Source organism: Neorhizobium petrolearium, from assembly GCF_017873175.1.
Lineage (GTDB): Bacteria > Pseudomonadota > Alphaproteobacteria > Rhizobiales > Rhizobiaceae > Neorhizobium > Neorhizobium petrolearium.
Genome location: NZ_JAGGJW010000006.1, coordinates 341,995 through 357,974 on the forward strand (window position 1 = coordinate 341,995; position 15,980 = coordinate 357,974).

The following is a 15,980-nucleotide window of genomic DNA, read 5'->3' on the forward strand; positions in this document are numbered from 1 at the left end:
CAATTTGCTGTTTTGACATTTCAGACGGCCAGGTAACGGCGGACGGCATCGCGGTCCTCTAGCGTTTCCGGCATGATTTCATTGGTGATTCGGCCTTTGTCGATCACGTAGCAGCGCTGCGCCATTGCCCGGATCATATCGATATTTTGCTCCACAAAGACGATCGTGACGCCGGTCGATTTGTTCAGTTCCACCATGATCCTGGCAATGTCCTGGACGATGTTCGGCTGAATGCCTTCCGAGGGTTCGTCAAGGAGGATTAGCGCCGGCTTGCCCATCAGCACGCGGGCGATTGCCAGTTGCTGCTGCTGACCGCCCGACATCGTGCCGGCTGGCTGGTTGCGCCGTTCTTTGAGGATGGGAAAGTAGCTGAAGATCGACTCGATCTGATCGCGAGACGCCCGCTGCCCATTGATGGATTCACCCACCAGTAGGTTTTCCATCACGCTCAGGCGCGGGAAGACGTCGCGTCCCTGCGGGACATACCCGATCCCAAGCCTTGCCCTTTTGTAGGCCGGCACGGTATCGATCTCCTCGCCGCGAAAGATCACCGAGCCCTTGTCGCGCGCAAGCAGGCCGATCAGGCTCTTCATCAGCGTCGATTTGCCAACACCATTGCGGCCGATGACGGCAACGATTTCGCCCTCCCGTACATTGATGTCGACTCCCTGGAGAACCGGTTTGCCGCCATAGCCCGACCAAAGGCCGACCGTATTGAGAAGGACCTCGCTACGCATGGGCGTCTCCTAGATAAATGGCCGCCACACGCTCATCCGAAACGATCTCGTCGATCGTGCCTTGTGCGAAGATCTTGCCGAAGTGAAGAACGGTCACCCTGTGAGCGATCTGGCGGACGAAGGCCATATCGTGCTCGACGGCCAGAACCGTCACACCGTCGCGGTTGAGTTCTTGGACCATCTCGCCTGTCGCAGCCGTCTCGTCCGGCGTCATCCCGGCGGTCGGCTCGTCCAGCAGCAGCAGGCGGGGCCTCAGCGCAACAGCCATGCCGATTTCCAGCCATTGCTTCTGCCCATGGCTCAGATTGCCGGCGAGCTGGTAGCGCGCGTCCGTCAGCTTGAGAAACTCAAGCAGCCTGTCAATTTCCTCGTCCAGCTCCTCCGGCAACCGATGGTGTTGCAGCGCGATTTGCAGGTTCTGGCGCACGCTAAGCGCCTTGAATATGCCCGGCACCTGAAACTTGACGCTGATGCCACGGCGGATGCGTTCGAACGGCTTGGCTTTAGTGATATCCTCGCCCTGATAGAAGATCTGTCCGCTTGTGGGAAGATGTTCACCAAGGAAGAGGCGGAAGAGCGTGCTCTTGCCGGCGCCGTTGGGGCCGATGAGGCAATGGATCTCTCCGTCCTCCAGGGCAAAGTCAACGCCACCCGTCACATGCAGTCCACCGAACCACTTGTTGAGATCGCGTGTCTGAAGAATGGCCATGATCACTCCCTCCCTGCGGTTTTGCGACGGAACATGCCGCCGGCAAGTGCGCCGAGACTGAAAACCAGACCGCGCGGTGCGATGAGGACAGTGAGCACCAGCAGTACCCCCATGACCACTAAAGCGTACTGGCTTCCATGGATCGTCAGGGCCTGAAACCCGCCCAGCACGATCAGCGTGCCGATGAGCGTCGTTGTCAGGTCGCTGCGGCCGCCAACGGCAACCCAGACAATGGGCAATGCCGCGGCCGTCATCCCCATCGATGCCGGCGTGATGTAGTTTCCCCAGGAGGTGTAAAGCACGCCCGACAGGCCAGCCAGGGCTGAACCGATGACGAAAGCGACCAGCTGATACACCCGGATGTCATAGCCAAGCATTTCGGCGCGCTGCGGGTTTTCCCGGATCGCAACAAGGACATTGCCGAAACGGGAATTCACTAGCAGGCGAAGACCGAGATAGCATGCGACCAGCAGAGCAAGCGTGCAGTAGTAGAGCTGAACATCCGGAAATAGCACGATGTCGCCCCCGAACCACGGAATGGTGAGGGAGGGCATGCCGCCCATGCCGTTATAGCCGTTCAGTCTGGCCGTTCCCACCTGCCATTCAGGACCTGCGGTTTGGGCCATGAAGCGCTCCAGCACCAAGGTGACCGACAGCGTGACAATGCCCAGGAAGACCCCACTGATTCGGCCGAAGAACAGGAAGTAGCCGAGGACTGCGGAGAATAACGCTGCTGCGGCCACAGATGCGATCAGCGCGACCAGCGTCAGACCATAGGCGTCACCGAAATTGGTGGAGATCACGCCATAGCTATATCCCGCCACACCGAAGAAGGCTGTCTGTCCGAAACTCAGTGTCCCGCCATAGCCCCAGATGAGGCTGAGGCCGAGCGCCATGAACACCCAGTTGAAGAAATAGACATTGTTGCCGACGTCGTAACCGTCCGCAAACATCGGATAGGCACATGCCAGTACTAGCACCAGTGCGAAGCTGGTCCAGAATGGCCTTCCGCGCCCCAATGTCTGTGGTCCGTCCAGCAACCTAATCGTACTTGACAGTAGATTTGCTCTCGCCATGTGCTTAGGCCCTCTCACGAAGAATCCAACCGGATATGCCGCGCGGTAGGATGCGAATGACGATAATGACCGCGACCAGAAGACCGATCTGGCCGGCGAGTTGTCCCTGCCAAGAGGTCAGGGCGGCCTTGATGATGCCCAAAACCAGAGCGGCAGGCGCCGTTCCGAGAAAGATGTCGGCTCCACCAACCACGACGGTGACGAAGGCCTCGACGACGAAGGCGCTGCCCATTGTCGGAACAAGGGTCATGGTCGGCGCATAAAGACCGCCGGCAAGCCCAGCCAAGGCTGCTCCCAGACCAAAGGTCAGGCTATAGACAAGGCCGGTGTTGACGCCGAGAGCTTGTGCAATATGCGGTACCTGGATCGTTGCGCGCGCCAGAACGCCGAAGCGGGTCCTTGTGAAGCCGAGCCACAGAAGCCCGAGAGTTGCCAGCGCCGCCCCCATCAGCACAACGCGGTAGATCGAATAGGAATAGGGGCCGACAGCAAAGCTCCCAAAAGGGGTACCGGTTCCGGGCATGGTGGAACCGAGCAGGATCAGCGTGCTTTGCGTCACGATCATGGACACGCCCCATGTCGCGACGATCGTGTCGAGGGGCCGATCATACAGCGGGCGTATGACGATCCGTTCGATCAACATGCCGGCCGCGCCGGCCGCAAGCGCGCCAGCAAGAACAGCCAGCGGCAAGGGCAGGCCGGCGCGAGCGCTTGCCGCGCAAACATAGGCGCCGCACATGATGAATTCGCCATGGGCGAGATTGATGACGCCCATCATCCCGAAGATGATGGCGAGGCCACAAGCGGAGAGAACGAGAAAGGCGAAGGCGTCACCTGTCTGATAGAGGAAGGTGAAGAGTGTGTAGTAGACAGTCATCGCGAAGGATTTCCTTGCGGCTCGCCTTGGGGGAAGGGCGGCCGGGGATATGCCCCGGCCGGTTCGGAATCAGTTGGCAGCAGGCGGCGGGTTGGACGGCGTATACTGTGCGCTCGGATCGTTCTTGGTCAGGTCACAGCCCGCGTCACCCAGCCAGTAGGGCTTGATGTCGTTCCACACCTTCGGGAAGCTGATCGAGTGATCGTCGCTGACCTTTGCCAGGTAGATCGTGTGCGACATGTGCTGGCTCTTGGGGTCAAGGCAGACCTTGCCTTCGGGAGCGTCGTAGCAAACGTCGCCCTCTGCAATCACCTTGCGCAGATCGTCCTTCTTGGTGGAGCCGCTCGCACGCTCGACCATCTGCTTGTAGAGATGGACCGCGAGATAGGAGTTCTCCGCTTCCTGGTTGATATACGGCTCGTCGGGAAATTTCTTGTGCCACTTCTCGACAAAGGCCTTGGACTGAGGGGTGTCGACTTCCTCGATCCAGTTGACGGTGGCGTACATGTTGGCAAGGCTCGGTGGCTTGAAGCGCTTGTGCTCGTAGCCCTGGCCGACGTTGACGGACGATCCCATCGGCAGGTTCACGTTGGCCGCTGCCGCCTGCTCGTAATAGGATGCTTGGGCAGTGCCGACCAGAAGTGTCACGATGAAGTCAGGCTTGGCCGCCTGGATGTTCTGGATCGTCTGGGAGAACTGCGAGACGCCGAGCGGGATGAATTCCTCGCCCACCATTTCGCCGCCGCCTTCCTTGACGATATTGCGCACCCATTCGGCCGAGATCTGACCAAAGTTGTAGTCCGCCGCGATTGTGTAAACCTTCTTTCCGTAGGTCTCCATCATGTAAGGCAGCAGGGTCGAAAACTGCTGTTCTGGCACGGCGCCGGTGACGACCATGTTCGCGTCGCAGACACCGCCCTCGTACTGGTTGTTGTAGAAGGCAAAGCCGTCGAACTGGTTGACGATAGGCCGATATGCCTCACGCGAGGCGGAGGAGAAGCCTGCGAAAACAGCATCAACCTTGTCGCGCTGGAGCACGCGGCGCATGAATTCCTGGTAGCGTGTGTTATCGGACTGGGTATCGTAGATCACCAGTTCCAGCGGCCGGCCGGCAATGCCGCCCGCTGCATTTATCTCTTCGGCAGCCAACTGGATGCCGTGAACCTTGCCGATCGTGGCGGCAGCAAAGTCGCCCGACTGGTCTTCGAGTACGCCGAGTTTTATCGGCTCCTGGGCGTGTGTGACGCTGGAGCAAAGCAAAATCAGGCCGAGCGCCGTCATGGCGCCGTTAAGCGTCTTCATCATTCTGTTCTCCATGGAGGTAGGGTGGTTAGTCGGCGACGGCCTGCTTCTTGTCAGGTTCCTTGTCGTCGATGGTTTGCGCCGTGCTTCGTTGGACGACGCCTTCGCAATAGGCTTCCAGGCTCAGACGTGCGCGCATGCTTTCCTTCCGCAGCAGGGCGAACGCTCCCTCATCGTCGAGGGAATGGGACGTCATCACCATTGTGACCGCCTTGATGACGTGTCGGCGATATCGGCGACGATGTTCAAGTTCACGGATCGAGGACCGCAGATCCGCCTTCTGTTCGAACGTGTTGATCGCCAGATAGAGAGCGGAAAAGATCGAGCCACTGTGGACAGGCTTGGACAGAAACGCGGTGGCGCCGAACAGCATCAACGTTCGAAGGCGACTGGGGGCTTCGATGCCGACCAGCCCGACGACTGGAATGTGCAGCAACTCTCCTGACGTGCCATGGCTCATGTCAGGAAAGAGGTTGAGATCGCCGTCGACGAACATCACGTCGCGCTGCCCATCTGCGTTGTCCAGTAAAGTCCGCAATTCATCGTCCATCGGCGAAAGCTGTTCCAGCGCCATGCCGAGCCGAGTCACCATGGCGGCTATGGTCTCCGTGGCGCGAATGTCGTTGCTGAGGACAAGCGCACGACGCTGGCGAAAATTCTGGACGTAGCGGTTCCACCTCATGAAACGATCCTCAGGGCTGTACGACGGGGCGGTGCCTCGCGAATGGCTGTGGAGTTGATCAGGTAAGGGTCCGGCGCAACGGGCCTGCCAGCATCGAAGACGACATCGAACTGGCCGTCGCGGCGCGACAGCCCGATTCTCGGTGTCAGGCACGTATGGAATGTGGCGGGGTCTATCGTGATTTCGCCCTGCGGCGCACTGAAGCGCTGGTTGGCTGCGCACGTCTTGACGGCGCGTAGCGTATCGGTGCCGGCATCGCGCAAGGACTGTGCGAGCAGGATCATGGCCGAATAGGCCGCCTCTGCTTCCGCGGACGGCGCCTTCTCGTCTGGAAATGCGGCGCGGTAGCTGTCGACGAATGTGCGATTTTCGACGGTGTTGATCGAGGCGAAATAGACGCTGGAGCTCAAATGTCCGTCAATGGCATCCGGACCGATCCGATCAAGTTCCGGTTCAGACAGATTGCAGCTGGCGACCGGATAACGCTTCGCCTGATCGATACCACGCGCCTGGCATGCCGCACGAAACGCGCGGAAGAAGGAATAGGCGGATTCACCGATCAGAGAGTTGAAGACCACGTCCGGATTGGCGTCGAAGATCGATTGCACGATGCAATCGACGTCTGTCTCGCCGACGGGCAGATAGCGTTCGCCAACGACCGAGCCTTGCCGCAACACAAGTTCCTCCCGCAGCACGCGGTTGCTTTCCCACGCCCAGATGTAATTGGACCCGATGCAGAAAACCCGACGACCGATATGCCGCGTGACATAGTCAACCAACGGCAACATGTGGTGGTTGGGTGCGGCACCCGTGTAGATTACGTTGGCCGAGCTTTCAAAGCCCTCGTAGTGGGTGGGGTACCACAAGAGCGCGTCACGCTTTTCGAATGTTGGAATGACTTCCTTGCGGCTCGAAGAGGTGTAGCAGCCGACGACGTGCTTCACTCCGTCCACGATCATTTTCTCGACTGCGGGAGCATAGGCATTAAGGTCACCACCGGGGTCGCGCTCAACCGGGTTGAGCCGAACGCCGAATCCCGTATCTGCGTTGATCTGTTCGCAGGCGAGCTTTGCGCCGTTCAGCATCGATCTGGCGACGGTTCCGTAAGACCCTGTCACGGAGAACAATATTCCAACTGGATATTCTTTGTTCATGTTCCGGCAGCCACGAGTTAAAACCAGACAGCGGAGGCTGCCGGCGGCGACGTTGCCAAAAATGAATGAATACCGCAGTAGTGGCGCTTATTTGAGCATCTTTGCTCGCAGCCTTGAAATTAAGCTCGCCTTTTGTTTCGCAGATGTCAAGCGACTGAATTCAACTTTTTTCGATCCGCCATCTGCCCTTGACGCTCTGCGAGAGCGGGGCGGATCCTATGCGTGTATAGGCGCCGGCACATCGGCCGAAACATGGAGATGAAGATGGATCTGGGTTTGAAGGGCTTGCGAGCCGTGGTGACAGGTGGGACACGTGGCATTGGTTTGAAGATTGCCGAGACGCTGGCGGCGGAGGGCGCGAGTGTCGCGATCTGCAGCCGGAATGCGGAAGAGGCAAAGTCAGTTGCCGCAGCTCTGGCCGGTCCGACGGTCTCCACCCTGGGTCGTGGTCTTGATGTAGCAGATGGCGCCGCGGTATCGGCGTGGGTCGATGAGGCTGCGGCTGAATTCGGTGGCCTCGATATTGTCGTTGCCAATGTCAGTGCGTTGGCGGTCGGAAATGACGAGGCGAGTTGGCAGCAGGGGTTCGACGTGGACATGATGGGAACGGTCCGGCTCGTCAACGCGGCCATGCCCTATCTTGAAGAAAGCAAGTCTGGCTCGATCGTTACGATTGCTTCGGTGTCCGGCAGGGAGATCGATTTTGCGGCCGGTCCGTATGGCGCTTTCAAGGCCGCTCTCACGCACTACACCCAGGGTCTGGCGTTCTCGCTTGCCCCCAAAAGTATCCGCGCTAACACCGTGTCTCCGGGCAATACCTATTTCGCCGGAGGGGTCTGGGAAAACATCGAGAGGAACAATCCCGGGTTGTTTGCGGCGTCGCTCGCCTTGAATCCAACTGGCCGGATGGCGATGCCGCAGGAGATCGCAAATGCGGTCGTCTTTCTTGCGAGCCCCGCCGCAAGTTTCATCTACGGCACGAACCTGGTGGTCGATGGCGCACTGACCCGCGGTGTGCAGCTTTGATGGTCGTAGTTGGCGACGACGCAACTGAGCCGTGACGACTTAACGTGCCGGCTTCGGAACGCGCCGATCTGCATCGCGCAACATGCGACGATAGCTACCGGCTCTTGAAATGAACGGAGTTAGCGCCGAACAAGGAGGTCCCCAGGCAAGGCATTTTTTGGACCTCTTCCCTCTTTCAGTAGTTGCCATTTCTCGCCAGAGAAGATGGCGTCTTTTCAAGTATTTGGTGCGATTTAGGATCACATGGCATGCGACGTTCTCCAGCTCCCAGGGAATGCGTCATTCCCCTCTAAAAAAAGTGACGTCTTTGCAGTCACTTGCGTGATTTCGACCCGAAGATCATGTGGCGTCCGACGATGCTGGAGTCTCTTCAAAGAATTAGCTAGGGAACCTGGATTCTCACATGATTTCAATGGCTTAGAAGAAAAGTCTTGAAATTCCCTCTGTTTTCCCATCGCGAGCGACCGTGGATGCCACCTTTGTGCCCTGGCTTTGGGTATCAGTCAACCGGCGGGGTCAGCGGAAATAATTTCCGTTCTGAGCATCGAAGCCACCGAACAGATGGTCACCGCAGCAGCGCCGCTTGGCGCGCCCATTCCGGTCGTTCGCCAATAGCCTTGGCGCCAACAAGCGGACGTTGCTCGGCTATATCGAGGGGTATCCAGGGCGTAGCATGAGATTATTTCAGATCGTTGCAGCCTCCCAGTCTGGAGCAAAAGGCGGGTCAACGTAGCGTAGGTCCTTCGGCAGAGCCGCGATAGCCGCGCGGTCCTCCTCGTCGAGGTGAATGTTGAGCGCATCGAGATTGGCTCGCTGGCTGAAGGGGCGAGCGGCTTTGGGGATAGCGATGAGGTTTTCCTGATCCAGAAGCCAGGCTATGGCGATCTGGGCTGCGGTGGCGCTGTGCTTCACACCGATCCTGGCGAGAACGGAATCCTTTGCCGCCCGGCCTTGCGCAAGCGGCGCATAGGCGGTCATCGGAATACCCTTGCGGCGAAGGTAATCCAGCATCGGCGTCTGCGACAGGAACGGATGATATTCTACTTGATGAACGGCGATGGGGGCGCCGATTTCCTCGATCGCATGCCGGATCATGGGCAGGTTGAAGTTGCAGACGCCGATGGCGCGCGCCAACCCTTCCTCCTTCAGTTTTGTGATCGCGTCCAGCGTTGCGCTCATGTTCATGTTCGCTGATGGCCAATGCACGAGGAAGAGATCGATATGGTCGAGGTGAAGCTTGCCGAGGCTCGTGTCGAAGGACCGTCGCAGGGCATCGGGGGAGAGCTTGTCGTACCAGACCTTGGTGGTGACGAAGAGGTCAGCGCGGTTTATGCCGGAGGCCGCGAGCGCCGCGCCGACGGCGGCTTCATTGTCGTACATGGCGGCGGTATCGATGTGGCGAAAGCCGAGTTCAAGCCCGCTTTCGACCACCGGTCGGGCGGCATCGCCCGGCATCCGGAAAGTCCCCAGTCCTAACCGGGGGATCGCGACACCGTGAGTCTCAATCGTCTCCATGATCATTCCTTTCGAGTTGCGAGGGACGCGGCGGCAGAGGCAGAAGCCGTCCGCCGCCCGTTCTCCCGGCGGGCTCAGGCGGTCTCGCTCGCCGCTGCTTGCCGGACCAGCGCTTCGATCACCTGCTCAAGTGACGTCGTGCCCCTGACACGGTTTCCGCCGTCGGCTTTGAAGTCGATCCAGCCTTCGTTGAAACCGTCGAGCATACGCATGCGCGGCTGCGGGTGACGCGTACCCTGGGCGCGGAACAAGTCTTCCCAGCTTGCCCGCGGGACGATCTCCACCCGCACCGAATGCCCGAGCACCGACGTGAAGGCATTGGCGAGATCGTTGGGGGAGACCCGTGCCGGGCCTTCCAGTTCCACCACCCGCTTGCCGATCCATTGCTCGCGGATCAGATCTGCGGCAAGCCGGCCGATATCCTGCGTCGCGACCATGGCGAAGGTCTTGTCGGCAGGTTGGAGGAAGCTGTGCAGCACGCCTTCGTCGCGGGCCGAGGCCACGTCCCAGGCGGCATTTTCCATGAACCAGCCGGGCCGCAGGAAGGTGACGGGAAGATCGAGTTCGCCGAGGGCTTCTTCCAGCATCGTCCGCTGGCTCAACAGATTGTCCACGTCCGCGTCGGCGCCGATGGTGGAGAGGCAGACGACCCTTTCCGGGCGGGCAGCAAGGAGAGCGGTCGTCAGCACCTCATTCTGCTTTGCCGCTTCCGGATAGCCGGGCGCCGGATCGAACTCCGACGGCGGCAGGATGAAGACGCCCTTGGCGCCCTTGAACGCGGTGGCAAGCTGCGTCGCGTCGCCCATGTCGGCAAAGGCGATTTCGCAACCGCGCTTGCGCCAGATTTCCGCCTTGGCGGGATCGCGCAGCACCGCACGGACCGGTTCTCCGTGTTCGAGCAGGGCTTTCGCCAGCGCGCCGCCGACCTTGCCGGTAATTCCTGTAATCGCATACATGATATGTCTCCTGGTGTTGAGGCCGGGAATGGATTAGGCGAGGCCGTCGTAGAGGCCGCGCTCGAATGTGCCGTAGAGCTTCACGACCTTTTCGTCGTAGAAGGGCAGAAGCTGGGTGAAGATGGCGCCGGTCACCTGCCGGACCGGGTCGAGCCAGAAATAGCAGTTGAGCAGGCCAGCCCAGGAAATGCTGCCCGCCGACCGACCGTTCGGACCGGGCAGCGTGTTGATGTCGAACGAATATCCCCACTTGTGGGGCTCACCGGGAAACTGGTCGAAGCTCTGCGAATAGGCGGGTTGGGCCGTCGTCATGGCGCGCACGTCGAGGTCGCCGATCTGGTTTCGCATCATCGACGCGACCGTTTCCGGCTTCAGCACGCGCACGCCCTTATGGGAGCCACCGTTCAACAGCATCCGCAGGAAGGCCATGTAGTCGCGTGGCGTGCTGAAGGCGCCGCCGCCGCCCATGAAGAATTCCGGCCGTTGTGGCATTTCGAAGGGCGCGGTTGTCAGTCCGCCGTCCGCGTTCCGGTTGTGGAAGGTAGCGACCCTGGACTTTTGCTTGCTGCCGATCAGGAAGCCTGAATCGGTCATGCCGAGCGGGGCAAAGATGTTCTCGCGGAAATAGACCTCCAGCGACTGGTCGCTGACCGCCTCCACCAGCTTTCCGACCCAGTCCATGCTGATGCCGTATTGCCAGCGATCGCCGGGATCGAATTCGAGCGGTGCCAGGAAAGCACCGTTTTTGCAGGTAGCTATGTCCGGCATTCCTGTGACCTGCTCGTAGCTGGTCAGCGCATCGCTCCAGATCGAATAGGTATAGCCGGAGGTGTGGGTGAGCAGGTGACGCACCTTGATGGCACGCTTGGCCGGGCGCAGGCGTGGCTGGCCGTCGCCGTCGAAACCCTCCAACACCATCGGATTGGCGAGTTCCGGCAGATATTTCGCCCCATCGTCCTCGGGATCGATCCTGCCCTGCTCGATGAGTTGCATGCAGGCCGTGGCGGTGAAGGCCTTCGTCATGGACAACAGCCAGAACACCGTATCGGCGCGCATCGTCGCTCCGGTAACTGTATTGGCCTTTCCGAATGTCCCTTCGTAGATCGTGCCATCCGGTCCTGCGGCTGTGGCGACGACTCCTGCCACGGTCCCGTCGCGAACGGCCTGCTCCATCGCCATGTCGATCGGTTTCAAATTTCCGGACCGCGCTTGCGGTTTGGCTGCCAGCGCATGAGCCGGCTTATTCGCAGCGGCTGTACCGGCTGCCAGCAAGAGGCCGCCGCGTGCCAACAGGCTTCGGCGTGAGATCGCATCCATGGATGAATTCCTTCTCTGCAAGGCCGGAGATTTCCACGGTTCCGGCATGCCGCTGGCGCCGCCCCGGGCGTTGAGAAATTATCTAAGGGACGAAGAAAGATGATTCGCGCGCATTAAAATCAAAGATAAGATGACTTCAAATCATCATGACGAGACGGTCAGCTAGACCGATCTTGCGGCGGAGAGGGTGCATGAGTTTCGACACGCGACTGCTGACCGGGGTCGGCGTTTTCGGGGCGGTGATGGAGGCGGGCAATTTCGTGCGGGCCGCGGATGTTCTCGGCCTCACGCCATCGGGGGTCAGTCGTGCGGTAGCGCGGCTCGAACAACGCGTCGGCGTCAGATTGTTCGACCGCAATCCGCGTGAAGTTACGCTGACCGAAGAGGGCGCCCGCTTCCATGCAAGGATAATGCCGTTGCTGGCCGGGCTGGAGGAGGCGGCCTCCGAAGCCGCCGGTTCGGCGACCTTCGTCGGCGGACGGCTCAGGGTTTCGATTGATCCCTGGTTCGCGCGCATGGTGCTGGCACCGAGGATCGGTGAATTTCTGGCGCGCTATCCCGCTCTGACGCTCGATCTGACCACCAGCAACTATCGCGAAGAGATGATGAGCGGCGCGGATGTCGCCGTGCGTTTTGGCCCGCCGGACGAATCGTCGCTGATCGTGCGCAAACTGCTGGACGTACCGGTGCTGACCTGTGCCGCCCCAGGCTATCTTGACCGTCACGGAGTTCCAGCCACGCCCCACGACCTGATGCACCACGATTGCATTCTTTTTCGCGACCCGCAGACCGGGCGGCCGTTCACCTGGGAATTCCAGGGTGATAGCGGTGCCATCGAGATCAAGGTGGCAGGGCGGTTGGTCATGGACGACCCCTCCGCTGCCGTCGCGGCCTGTCTCGCGGGGCAAGGCATATTCCAGAGCTTTGCCATAGGTCTCGACGAGTGGCTTGAGAGCGGGGCGCTCACGACGATCCTGACGGAATGGTCCGGCGAGCGGTTTCCACTTTATGCCTATCATCCGTCACGCCACATGCCGCCGGCCAAGGTGCGGGCTTTTCTGGATTTTGTTCAACGAATCGCGGTGACGTAGCGCTGGGTGCATTCTTGCCGCGTCGCATGATTGGTGTTGCATACCGGTCGCACGAGCCGACGGGGAGCCGGTCATTCCTCGAGCTCACGCGTTTTCCTAACGGCCAGCAGTGGCCGAAGGAGAACTGAAATGGGTACAGCCCAAGACGATCCTATCGCCTTGGGCCGTCCGGCATGGAACGCCGCACGAAAAGTCGGCGTCAACTGGCGACATCAAGTGGCCCGTGAATAAATGAATGGCGCACGGAGACGCCGTGTACGCCCCCCGCCTTTTAGACAAGGTCAGGGGGCACGATATTCCTATGACGACGTCACCAGAAGAGCCGGCGGCGTCGTCGAAGCACGCGTTTACTTGGCCCCTGCTGCAGCTTCGATGACTGCGGCGACTTCTGCGGCATGGGAGGCCAGCGACGCGTGGCTGCCATCGACCGTCGTCACCTTGGACTTGGCCCGCTCGGCGAAGAATGCCTGGGCGTGGGGATCAAGGACGAGGTCCTGCGAGCTCAGAACGTACCAGCTCTGCTTGTCATGCCAGGCGGCGACTTCGGCCGGAGCATCGAAGGCTGTGTGGTTGATTGGCATCTGGTGTGCCGCCAGGTGCTCGCCTATTTCCTTGGGCAGATCGCCGGCGACTGCGCTCGGGAAGACGGCGGGGTCGATGGTGAGATAGCCCTTTGCGTCGGGCCGGATCGCCTTGACGCCCGGTGTGGCGGGGCCACTCGCTGCAAGCGCCGAAATCGTCTCGCCCTTGTCCGGCGCGAAGGCCGAAACATAGACCAGCGATGCCACTTTCGAATTGTTGCCGGCTTCCCCGATGACAGCACCGCCCCAGGAATGACCGACGAGCACGGCCGGGCCGTCCAGCGCATCGAGGACTGCGTTGGTGGCGGCGACATCGTCGGCTAGCGAGGTCAGCGGGTTCTTGACGGCTGTAACCTTGTAGCCCTTGGCGGTGAGGATAGCTGCGACGCCATTCCAACTGGTCTCATCGACGAAGGCGCCATGCACCAGCACGATGTTCTTGATGGTTTTCGCGGATGGAGTGGTCTGGGCAAAGGCCGGGGCAACACCCAGGATGGTGGTGGACAGCATGAGGGCAGACATAAGAAGGGTTTTCATTGTGAGGCTCCAATTGGCAGCGTGTCGGCGCGGTTGATTTCAGTCCGGATAATCTGCAATGCTCTCGGCGCTCGTCCTGTCGAACCAGAAAAACCTGGTGCCTGTCACGAGGGCTTTGGCTTGGCTGCTTATTTCGTTTCTGAAGACCTATCGAACTTATGGTTTAGTGCTATGGAAGGCTATGACCGGAACCCCGCAAGACATGCTTCATCGTCCGGGTCTGAGGGGATGCTTGCCTCACGCATCGATCTGCTGTCGCAAATGCTCGATTTGGTCAGACTCCGCGGAGAACTGGTCTTCTCCGCGGAGTTGAACCATCCCTGGGCCCTGAGCTTCGAGCCCGGATCGGCTTATTTCTTCGTGGTTCTGGAAGGCAGCCTGATCGTCCGGGTGGCCGGCGAACCCGCGGTAAAGGCGATTGCCGGTGACCTGGTCATGTTGCCGCGTGGCGTCGGTCATGTTCTCAGCGACGGCAGTGATGCGACGGTGGCGAATGCTGGCGATCTGATGCGGGAACAGTTCACCGCCGAGCGACTGGGCCTGCGCCATGGCGGCAATGGCGAGCAGACCAAGGTCATCGCCGGGGCATTTCATTTCGAGAGCGCGGCTGTGCCTTGGGTCGTCTCGGCACTGCCGGCCGTGATTCATATTGAAAAATCGGGCGGCCAGACCGGCGGATGGCTTGAGGGACTGGCCTATTTCATGATGATGGAAGCTCAGGCCGTGCATCCCGGCTCCTCCGTCATGATCTCCCGGCTCATCGATGTGTTGATCATCCGCGTCATTCGAACCTGGGCGCAAAGCAAAAACTCGGGTGATACCGGATGGCTGGGGGCGTTGGCGGATCCGCGCATCAGCCGTGCCCTCAAGGCTATTCACGACGACCCGTTTCGCAAATGGAGCGTCGCCGATCTTGCGCGCGCGGTGGGGATGTCTCGGTCCAGCTTTGCAGAACGGTTTACTTCGCTGGTGAAGGAAGCGCCCTTGTCTTACCAGAACCGGTGGCGGCTCACGCTTGCGCATGGGCTCATGCGGCAGGCCAATGCTCGTGTCAGCGATGTTGCCAGAAGCATTGGTTACGATTCTGAAGCAGCCTTCAGCCGAGCGTTCAAAGCTCAGTTCGGTATTCCTCCGGTGGGCGTGAGGTCAGCAGAATCTAGCCTGTGATGGTAGTTCGTGCGTCAGGGCTCATCGACGCATGATTGGCGCTTTTCTTGGAGAGGGGGCGGTCTTTGATCGACGCCAACTGTAAGGTTGGACAAGGCCCTGAACGTGTTCATTGCGCACAGGGTCCCCAGCCAATTTTCCTAGCCGTCTTCGAACACGAAGGATGGCCTAAAGAACTGCGGCCGAGATTGCCCAAGTTCTTGAGAAGACGTCGCTTTTTCGTGCGAGAGATGGTCGCCGATTTGGATCGGAGAATCGGTCTAAAATGGCTTGCCTGGGAGACCTGGATTCTCACATGATCTCAATGGCTTAGCAAAAATGCCTTGAATTTTCCTCTGTTTTCCCATCGCGAGCGATCGTGGATGCCACCTTTGTGCCCTGGCTTTGGGCATCAGTCAACTGGGCGGTCGAGCGGCAATAATTTCCGCTTTCGAACCTGAAGTTTGCGGTGAGGCGGCCATTAAGCGCCCGACAGCTTTGCGCCTCCACTTCGGTCGTTCTCGTTCGCGGAACCATTGGTGATAAGCGGACCCTCGCGGCACGCGAGGTCCGTCCCACCGAATACGTCCTATCGCATGACCTTTTCGAACAAAAATCCCTCGTCACCCGGCAGATCGCTAGGGCCGGGATGGTTGTGGTCCGGGTGCTTGGCATTGAAGAACGCAATGATCTTGAAGCCGCATTTGTTGACGTAGAAGTGGATGTTTCTCTTCTCAAAATACGGCGTATGGGTTTGCCAGATGACCGTCTGCGGATAGCGCGCCTCAATCGCAAGCCAGGCTTTGTGGCCGAGGCCATGCCCATGCTCGCCGACCTTGAGGAAAAACAGGTCGAGCGTATTGTGATGGGTCTTTTCATTGATGGTCACCACCGCGCCCCCGACCTTCTTGCCATCGCGGAGAATACGAAGGGCTACGGCCCCCGGTGCGTTGATCGATGTGTCGAGATCCTCGTCGGAGGGAATGGGGCCGTCCGGCAGATCGCCGTATTCTTCAACGACCGCGATCGCGAACGCACCCTGGAGTTCCCGTTTGAAGTCCGAGAGATCTTTCGGATCGGCAATGGCCAGGCTCACTCTGGGATTGGTCATGACTATTCTCACACTGTTGCAGGGGCGCCAGGGTTTCCGTGGATGGATCGCGGCCGGCGACGATGCCTCACCACCGCACGGTCCTGACGGCGCATTGACACGATTGACGCCCAGGAAGGTAGTAGGTCGAGTTTGAGAGTGTGTGGAGGATCTGTGGAGACTG

General features: G+C 59.8%; 15 protein-coding genes. 3 read left to right on the top strand and 12 right to left on the bottom strand.

The window, feature by feature from the left end; translation table 11 throughout:
- Positions 1-20: 20 nt before the first annotated feature.
- The 7 genes from J2046_RS14145 to J2046_RS14175 all read right to left on the bottom strand — a co-directional run bounded on the left by J2046_RS14145 (position 21) and on the right by J2046_RS14175 (position 6,537).
- On the bottom strand, positions 21-737 hold the full coding sequence (locus J2046_RS14145) for an ABC transporter ATP-binding protein (protein ID WP_210052725.1): 717 nt from the start codon (positions 735-737) through the stop codon (positions 21-23).
- Positions 730-1,446, bottom strand: a complete 717-nt coding sequence (locus tag J2046_RS14150; protein WP_210052727.1) for an ABC transporter ATP-binding protein — start codon at positions 1,444-1,446, stop codon at positions 730-732. Before J2046_RS14150 ends, J2046_RS14145 begins: the two co-directional genes overlap by 8 nt.
- A gap of 2 nt (positions 1,447-1,448) precedes the next feature.
- Positions 1,449-2,522, bottom strand: coding sequence for a branched-chain amino acid ABC transporter permease (locus J2046_RS14155; RefSeq protein ID WP_210052729.1), 1,074 nt, complete (start codon positions 2,520-2,522; stop codon positions 1,449-1,451).
- Positions 2,523-2,526: 4 nt separating this feature from the next.
- The gene (locus J2046_RS14160) at positions 2,527-3,399 is read right to left on the bottom strand and encodes an ABC transporter permease subunit (RefSeq protein ID WP_210052731.1); all 873 of its coding nucleotides are present in this window, start codon (positions 3,397-3,399) and stop codon (positions 2,527-2,529) included.
- A 69-nt stretch (positions 3,400-3,468) separates the two neighbouring features.
- Positions 3,469-4,680, bottom strand: a complete 1,212-nt coding sequence (locus J2046_RS14165; protein WP_233469779.1) for an urea ABC transporter substrate-binding protein — start codon at positions 4,678-4,680, stop codon at positions 3,469-3,471.
- 49 nt (positions 4,681-4,729) lie between these two features.
- On the bottom strand, positions 4,730-5,383 hold the full coding sequence (locus J2046_RS14170; RefSeq protein ID WP_210052735.1) for an ANTAR domain-containing response regulator: 654 nt from the start codon (positions 5,381-5,383) through the stop codon (positions 4,730-4,732).
- A complete protein-coding gene (locus tag J2046_RS14175) occupies positions 5,380-6,537 on the bottom strand; it encodes a transporter substrate-binding domain-containing protein (protein WP_210052737.1) in 1,158 nt (385 codons plus the stop codon). Before J2046_RS14175 ends, J2046_RS14170 begins: the two co-directional genes overlap by 4 nt.
- A gap of 264 nt (positions 6,538-6,801) precedes the next feature.
- On the opposite strand from J2046_RS14175, the gene J2046_RS14180 reads away from it, so the two are divergent.
- The gene (locus J2046_RS14180) at positions 6,802-7,563 is read left to right on the top strand and encodes an SDR family NAD(P)-dependent oxidoreductase (RefSeq protein WP_210052739.1); all 762 of its coding nucleotides are present in this window, start codon (positions 6,802-6,804) and stop codon (positions 7,561-7,563) included.
- Between the two features lie 684 nt (positions 7,564-8,247).
- Here the strand turns inward: J2046_RS14180 and J2046_RS14185 are convergent.
- From J2046_RS14185 to J2046_RS14195, 3 genes are all read right to left on the bottom strand, one after another.
- Positions 8,248-9,078, bottom strand: a complete 831-nt coding sequence (locus J2046_RS14185) for an aldo/keto reductase (RefSeq protein WP_210052741.1) — start codon at positions 9,076-9,078, stop codon at positions 8,248-8,250.
- A 74-nt stretch (positions 9,079-9,152) separates the two neighbouring features.
- A complete protein-coding gene (locus tag J2046_RS14190) occupies positions 9,153-10,034 on the bottom strand; it encodes an NmrA family NAD(P)-binding protein (RefSeq protein WP_210052743.1) in 882 nt (293 codons plus the stop codon).
- A gap of 33 nt (positions 10,035-10,067) precedes the next feature.
- The gene (locus J2046_RS14195) at positions 10,068-11,351 is read right to left on the bottom strand and encodes a serine hydrolase domain-containing protein (protein ID WP_210052745.1); all 1,284 of its coding nucleotides are present in this window, start codon (positions 11,349-11,351) and stop codon (positions 10,068-10,070) included.
- Positions 11,352-11,542: 191 nt separating this feature from the next.
- Between J2046_RS14195 and J2046_RS14200 the strand changes: the two genes are divergently transcribed.
- Positions 11,543-12,442 carry a LysR family transcriptional regulator gene (locus J2046_RS14200; protein ID WP_210052747.1) on the top strand — a complete coding sequence of 300 codons (900 nt, stop codon included), beginning with the start codon at positions 11,543-11,545 and terminating at the stop codon, positions 12,440-12,442.
- 347 nt (positions 12,443-12,789) lie between these two features.
- Here J2046_RS14200 and J2046_RS14205 read toward each other — a convergent pair whose 3' ends face one another.
- A complete protein-coding gene (locus J2046_RS14205; RefSeq protein WP_210052749.1) occupies positions 12,790-13,560 on the bottom strand; it encodes an alpha/beta fold hydrolase in 771 nt (256 codons plus the stop codon).
- 171 nt (positions 13,561-13,731) lie between these two features.
- Between J2046_RS14205 and J2046_RS14210 the strand changes: the two genes are divergently transcribed.
- A complete protein-coding gene (locus J2046_RS14210; protein WP_210052825.1) occupies positions 13,732-14,727 on the top strand; it encodes an AraC family transcriptional regulator in 996 nt (331 codons plus the stop codon).
- A 568-nt stretch (positions 14,728-15,295) separates the two neighbouring features.
- Here the strand turns inward: J2046_RS14210 and J2046_RS14215 are convergent.
- The gene (locus J2046_RS14215; RefSeq protein ID WP_210052750.1) at positions 15,296-15,817 is read right to left on the bottom strand and encodes a GNAT family N-acetyltransferase; all 522 of its coding nucleotides are present in this window, start codon (positions 15,815-15,817) and stop codon (positions 15,296-15,298) included.
- Between the last annotated feature and the right edge of the window lie 163 nt (positions 15,818-15,980).